The sequence below is a fragment of the Synechococcus sp. R5-12 genome, from assembly GCF_047502655.1.
GTDB lineage: Bacteria > Cyanobacteriota > Cyanobacteriia > Thermostichales > Thermostichaceae > Thermostichus.
The window spans coordinates 1-6,164 of sequence record NZ_JANSIM010000154.1; the positions used below are offsets into that span (position 1 = coordinate 1).

Sequence of the window (6,164 nt, forward strand, 5' to 3'; positions counted from 1 at the left end):
TGAGTTCCCTGAAGAAGTCCTCCCCCGCGGCAATGCGCTCTAAAGGAAGCCGTTCTGGTCTCGTCAGGGATCCGCTCCCGGCGAATCTTGAGTAATCAAAAATCAAAAACTAAAGAGTTCAGGGATCCCTCATGGGATCCCTTTTTGTGTTGGGCGCGAGGTGGCTAGGAAGGGATCCCATCTCGCAAGCGGGCGCGAATGGCTTGCCAGATCTGTTCAACCAACTGGGGCGGGCTAGTTTCTGACCGGATGGGCACCCGCACATCGGCTTGGGCGTAGAACGGCTCTCGCTCTTGCATCAGCTTGTACAGGGCAGCTTGGGGGTCGGGGGTTTGCAGCAGGGGGCGTTGGCCGGGATCCCGCTTGAGCCGCTGCCAAATCAGCTCGGGGGCCACATCCAGCCAAACAGTGAGGCCATGGTGCAAGTAGCTCCAATTTTTGGGGCGCAACACAATGCCGCCGCCTGTGGCGATCACCAACCGGGTGTAGCTGCTCAACTGGGCCAACACCTGCGTCTCCAGATCCCGGAAGTAGGCTTCCCCATGCTCGGCGAAGATCTGAGCGATGGAAGAACCCCCCACCTGCTCCACCAGACCATCGGTGTCGAAAAATTGAAAGCGCAACTGGGCTGCCAGCTCCGCTCCCACCGTGGATTTGCCGCTGCCCATCATCCCAATGAGATAAACATTCACGCCGCGCAGGCGCTCAGCTTCCTCGGGGTGGATCATGAACGGGAAGAGGTACCTAGATATAGCCATGCTCGGCCAGAAACTCCAGAGAAACGCTGCTCTCAAGGGGGGCCAAGCCTAACAATTTTTCCACATACTTGCCCAAAATATCCGCCTCTATGTTGACGGGATCCCCAACTTGGAGCTGAGAAAGGTTGGTCTCGCGGTAGGTTTGGGGGATCACAGCCACCTTGAACCAGCAGCCCCCTTGGCGCACCTCAGCAATGGTCAAGCTCACCCCATTCACCGCCACGCTGCCCTTGGGTACGATGTAACGCCCGATCTCTTCAGGAACCTTGAAGCTCAGCTCCCAGGCGTTGCCAGTGGCGGCTTGATCCCACAGTTGCCCCACCCCATCGATATGGCCGCTGACAAAATGCCCCCCTAACTTGTCTCCTACCCGCAGCGCCGGTTCCAGGTTGACTGTGCGCGGGCCGAGGGATCCCTGGCCCCAAGTCGAGCGCCGCAGGGTTTCCGGCGAAACATCGGCCAAAAAGCCATCGGGCAGAATCTCCACCACCGTCAGGCAAAGGCCGTCCACCGCCACGCTATCTCCATAGGCCAACTGAGGTTGCAACCGGGGACAGGTAACCCGTAGCTGTGAAGAATTGATCAACTGGGCTGTGCCCAAACTTCGAACCAGACCCGTAAACATTGCTTTGGCTCCTTAGGTTTTGCCGGCTGCCTTTTTGGCTTTCTGTTTTTCTCGCTCTTTGGCTCGTTTTTCGGCAGCGATTCGCTCTTGTCGGGCTTTCTCTTTCTCTTCAGCGATCTTTTCTAGATAGTAGTGATAGTTGCCCTGGTAGGCGACCAACTCTCCGTTGCGAATCTCTACAATCTTGTTGGCCACTTTTGAGATAAAGTAGCGGTCGTGAGAAACAAGGATCACCGTGCCATCGTAATGCTGTAAAGCTTCTTCCAGCATCTCTTTGGCCGGGATATCTAAGTGGTTGGTGGGCTCATCCAAAATCAGTAGGTTGGCCGGCTGAAGTAGCATTTTCGCCAACGCCAAGCGGGCTTTTTCTCCCCCGCTCAAAGCCGCTACTTTCTTAAAAACGGCGTCGCCGCTGAACAAAAAGCGACCCAACAGCGTGCGCACTTCTTCGTTTTTCCAGTCGGGCACTTCGTCATGGATGGTGTCCAAGACGGTTTTGCTCAGATCCAAAGCCTCTGCTTGATTTTGCTCGAAGTAGGCAGGGATCACATTGTGTGCTCCCAATTTCACAGATCCCTCGGTAGGTTGCTCTAGGCCGGTGATAAGACGCAGCAGGGTGGATTTTCCTGCCCCATTGGGCCCCAGAAAGGCGACGCGATCCCCACGCTCGATCAACAGCTCCGCACCCAAAAACAAAATCTTATCTCCATAAATGTGCGTCAAATTCTCGATCTTCACCACCTCGCGACCACTGCGGGGAGCAGGGGGAAAGCGAAACTTGAGGGTACGCACGTCGCCAATGGGCGCTTCGACCCGCTCGATCTTTTCCAGTTGTTTTTCGCGGCTTTTGGCCTGAGTGCTGCGGGTGGCACTGGCCCGGAAGCGATCGATGAAGGTTTGTTGCCTTTCAATTTCCTTTTGCTGACGTTCGTAGGCAGCTTGTTGTGCCTCTCGCCGTTCAGCTTTTTGGAGTAGGTATTGAGAATAGTTACCCAAGTATGTCGTAGAAACTCCTCGCTCCGTCTCCACAATTTGGGTGCAAAGCCGATCCAAAAACTCTCGATCATGAGAAACAATCACCATGGGGATCGTCAAGCTCTTGAGGTAGTTTTCCAGCCACTCAATGGTCTCCAAGTCTAGGTGGTTGGTCGGCTCGTCTAGCAACATCAAATCGGGTTTTTGCAGCAGGATTTTCCCCAGGCTGATGCGCATCTGCCAGCCGCCGCTGAAGGCGCTCACCAACCGATCCCCGTCCTCCGGCTCAAACCCCATTTCCGGCAGGATTTTCTCAATACGCGCCTCCAGTTCATAGCCATGTAAACTCTCAAATTGGCGCTGTAGACGATCTAGACGGCGCAAAAGGGTTTCCAACGTGTCCGCGTCCGCCTGCTCCATCTGTTGGGTGATTTGGGCAATTTCTTGGTGAATGCGGTTTTCCTCTTGAAAGACTGTCCAGAACTCTTCTCGCACCGTTCGGGCGGGATCCACTCCAAATTCTTGGGTGAGATAGGCGATGCGCAGGTTGGCGGGGCGGATCACCTCGCCGCTGGTCGGTTCTTCTTGCCCGCAGATAATCTTGAGCTGGGTGGTCTTTCCGGCCCCGTTTACTCCCACTAGGCCGACGCGATCCCCAGGCTTAACTTCCCAGTTCACATCCTTGAGCACCTCACCGGTGGGATAGATTTTGCTAATGTGTTCCAGTCGCAGCATAATGCTCCTTGGGGATCGGGACCAATTGGAGAAGTGTGGCGTTTTCTTTACATTCTTTACTCGATTTTACGTATTCTTGGGATCCCTGTCCATGGATCCTGGGCAATTTCTGCTTGATTTCTCCCTCTCATTGATCTTGCCGGGATCCACGACAGCGTTTAATATTTCTGGTTTGCCTTCAGAAGTGCCTGCTGAACCCTGTTCGATCTTTTTTCATGTCTTCAGGGCTTGTTTGTCGGTACCCTTAGTATGGACTCTTTTGCCAGAAGCCTTGTGAGGCTTCTCTAAGGCTTAAACGACCTCTAATGCCAGCGGGGAAAAGCCAGTTCCTGAGAGAGATTGAAGTAGCCGGTCGTGATGACAATGAGGAAGGTTGATCGGATAAGTTTTCAGTGTATGGGATGCTTACTTCGTCTCTTGTTTCTGAAATCCCCGGCAACCTATTTTTCTCTTTTGGGCATGTCCTAATGAGCTATCAATCCATTGACATTAGCAGTCAGCTCAGACAAGTTATGGTCTCTTGAGTTGACTTCTTATCTAACATAAAACCTTTGTTGATTTTGACAGGAAAGCCAATGGCGACGGGGATCAACTCAGAAGGACACTACGCCTTGGCTTGATCCTCGAGGGAACGGGGGGATCCCTGAAACAGGGCAGGATGACCTGTTCTGCCTCCCTGAACCGACAGAGGATTTTGTCTGTGGGCAGGCGGCTGTTGGGCCAGAAGCCGCTTCACCTCTGCATTAAGCTGACTTTCGTTGAAGGGCTTGGTCAAGTAGGCGGTTGCCCCCGACCATTTGCCGCGGATGCGGGCCAGCAGACCATCGCGAGCGGTAACCATCAGGATGGGAAGGGACTTAAACTCTTCTAAGCTGCGCACAATGCGGCAAAGCTCTAGACCATCGATCCCCGGCATGGCGATATCCATCAACAACAGGTGGGGCCGATGCTGAAACAACAAAGGAAGCACCTCGGCGGGGTTGCCTGTTGTGATCACCTGATAGTTGGGCAAATACTGCCGTAGGATTTCCTGCATCACCACGCTGTCGTCCACCGCCAAGATGGTTATCGGGTTGTGGCGCTTGGTCTGCAGCAGCTCTTGGGGTGTTTGTAGGCTGACCAAACCTTTTTTCGCCCAGGAGGCAAAGAGATTGGCCACCTCCAGCCGATCCCGGCACAGCTTCTTGGCGATTGCTTCCAGCGACTGGCCATCTTTGGTGAGGGTGTGGAGCTTCTGTCGTTGCTCATCGGTGATGCGGTAGCGGTTGACCCGTTCCCAATTGACCACCGGCACCGCCAACAGGGTTGGGATCGCCACCTTCAAATCTGCCCAGCGATCGTGGCGCCGGGCGGCTTCTTGCAGCAGCGGCTCCAACTCAAACCCGCCAATGGGGGCCTCTTGGGCGACCTGCTCCTGCACCTCAAAGTAACAGGTGCCTGCCCGTTCGAATAGGTAGCGGTCGAAATCGGTAAGCAGGTTGAGCCACAGGGCATCTTCCAGCTCCCCCGGCTTGAGCAGGCCCAATTGCGTGATAGCCTCCAGCAGCTCAGGTAAGGAATGGTCTTTCATCAAGCGCTCTTGCACCACCGAGATGGCCCGCTGTGGCCATTCCAAGTTGAGGCGAGGAATAAAGCGGGAGAGGCGTTTCAGCAGGATTTGCGTGTTGAGGGGTTGATCGGCAGAAAAAAGCAGCCTGCCGTGGTAGTAGGTCAACACCCAGGGTTCCGCACCCTCAGAGGGATCCAGTCCCTTGAGGTGAATGTGCAGATATCCAGTGGTAAACCGCCAACCTTGCTGCCTGAGCAGTGGCGCAAGTTCCTCCGAGCCGAACACAAAACGGGACATGCAGCGTTCTCCGGGCCAACTTCTTCAGGCCAAATGAGCAGCGACTCACCTCAGCCACACGCTCAAACCGTCGAAAGGAGAGCTTCAGAGAGCTCACTTATTTTAACAACTGGCCGATCTTAGCTTTCCCGGCCATTCCTTTACAGCAAGGGAATACCGCTTTGCCAACCAGGATATACACCCATGCAATCCCATATGCAGTGCCTTGAAGGATTACCATTGCAAGGCTAGGGTCCGGCTATGGCTCTATCTTTCTAAATTGAGAGCCTGCCGTTGGGCTTGTAGCAATTCTTGGATCCCGGCTTGGGCCATCTCCAACATTTGCAACAGTTGCGGGCGACTGAAGCAGGCGGCTTCGGCAGTGCCCTGGATCTCGATGAAGGATCCCTGCTCGTTCATAACAATGTTCATGTCCACCTCGGCTTGGCTGTCTTCCTCATAGCACAGATCCACAAGTACCTCTCCCTGAACAATTCCTACTGAAAGGGCCGCCACCTGCTGCCGCAGCGGGGATCCCTGGGCCGGATCCAGCGCCCCCTGTTTGTACAGCCAAGTGATGGCGTCGTGCAGAGCCACATAGCCCCCTGTGATCGCGGCGGTGCGCGTTCCGCCATCGGCCTGCAGCACATCGGCATCGACGGTGATGGTACGGGATCCCAGCTTGCGAAAATCCAAGGCGGCGCGCAGACTGCGCCCGATGAGCCGTTGGATCTCGGCAGTGCGACCCGATAGTTTCAACATCTCCCGCGGCTGTCGTTGTTGCGTGGCTCCGGGCAACATGCGGTACTCAGCCGTCAGCCAGCCTTGGCCGGTGTTCTGCAAAAAAGGGGGAACTTCTTCGGCTACACTGGCGGTGCAAAGGACATGGGTATGGCCGAACTTGACCAACACCGAGCCAGGGGCATAGCGGGTAAAGTGGCGCTCAAAGGAGACTGGGCGCAGTTGAGCAGCCGTGCGATTATCTGGGCGTTGCCAGCTCATGGGCAGTTCAAAGAGGGATCCCTCGCATTGTCAACCATGTCTGCCCAATGCGGCTCAGGACTTGGAATCTTTGCAGAACATGACTGGGGCGACGGCTGCGGACGGAATTGGTCTGGGAAGGCAAGGACGACAAGTGTAGCAACCGCCGCAAATTGGATATTGCCGGGTATGCCACCTCTACGCGGAAGAAAGTGAAGCACTTGTAAACTACCCGACACCCGCGCTATGCGCAGGGTGCGGGCTT

The 6,164-nt window shown here is 55.2% G+C and carries 5 protein-coding genes; all 5 read right to left on the minus strand.

Annotated elements, in window-relative coordinates:
• Positions 1–164: 164 nt before the first annotated feature.
• The 5 genes from NW843_RS08945 to rph all read right to left on the minus strand — a co-directional run bounded on the left by NW843_RS08945 (position 165) and on the right by rph (position 5,920).
• Positions 165–728, minus strand: coding sequence for a shikimate kinase (locus NW843_RS08945; RefSeq protein WP_414522723.1), 564 nt, complete (start codon positions 726–728; stop codon positions 165–167).
• Positions 729–744: 16 nt separating this feature from the next.
• Positions 745–1,383 carry a riboflavin synthase gene (locus NW843_RS08950; RefSeq protein ID WP_414419348.1) on the minus strand — a complete coding sequence of 213 codons (639 nt, stop codon included), beginning with the start codon at positions 1,381–1,383 and terminating at the stop codon, positions 745–747.
• A gap of 12 nt (positions 1,384–1,395) precedes the next feature.
• Positions 1,396–3,093, minus strand: a complete 1,698-nt coding sequence (locus tag NW843_RS08955; protein WP_414332172.1) for an ATP-binding cassette domain-containing protein — start codon at positions 3,091–3,093, stop codon at positions 1,396–1,398.
• 604 nt (positions 3,094–3,697) lie between these two features.
• Positions 3,698–4,939: a response regulator gene (locus NW843_RS08960; RefSeq protein WP_011433340.1), complete on the minus strand. Its 1,242-nt coding sequence runs from the start codon at positions 4,937–4,939 to the stop codon at positions 3,698–3,700.
• 246 nt (positions 4,940–5,185) lie between these two features.
• Positions 5,186–5,920 (minus strand): ribonuclease PH, encoded by a 735-nt coding sequence (gene rph, locus NW843_RS08965; protein ID WP_011433341.1) that lies wholly within the window; start codon positions 5,918–5,920, stop codon positions 5,186–5,188.
• Between the last annotated feature and the right edge of the window lie 244 nt (positions 5,921–6,164).

Bases quoted from the DNA above. Each gene is read 5' to 3' on its own strand.
- NW843_RS08945 (WP_414522723.1), bottom strand. From the start codon at position 728: ATGATCCACCCCGAGGAAGCTGAGCGCCTGCGCGGCGTGAATGTTTAT.
- NW843_RS08950 (WP_414419348.1), bottom strand. From the start codon at position 1,383: ATGTTTACGGGTCTGGTTCGAAGTTTGGGCACAGCCCAGTTGATCAAT.
- NW843_RS08955 (WP_414332172.1), bottom strand. From the start codon at position 3,093: ATGCTGCGACTGGAACACATTAGCAAAATCTATCCCACCGGTGAGGTG.
- NW843_RS08960 (WP_011433340.1), bottom strand. From the start codon at position 4,939: ATGTCCCGTTTTGTGTTCGGCTCGGAGGAACTTGCGCCACTGCTCAGG.
- rph (WP_011433341.1), bottom strand. From the start codon at position 5,920: ATGAGCTGGCAACGCCCAGATAATCGCACGGCTGCTCAACTGCGCCCA.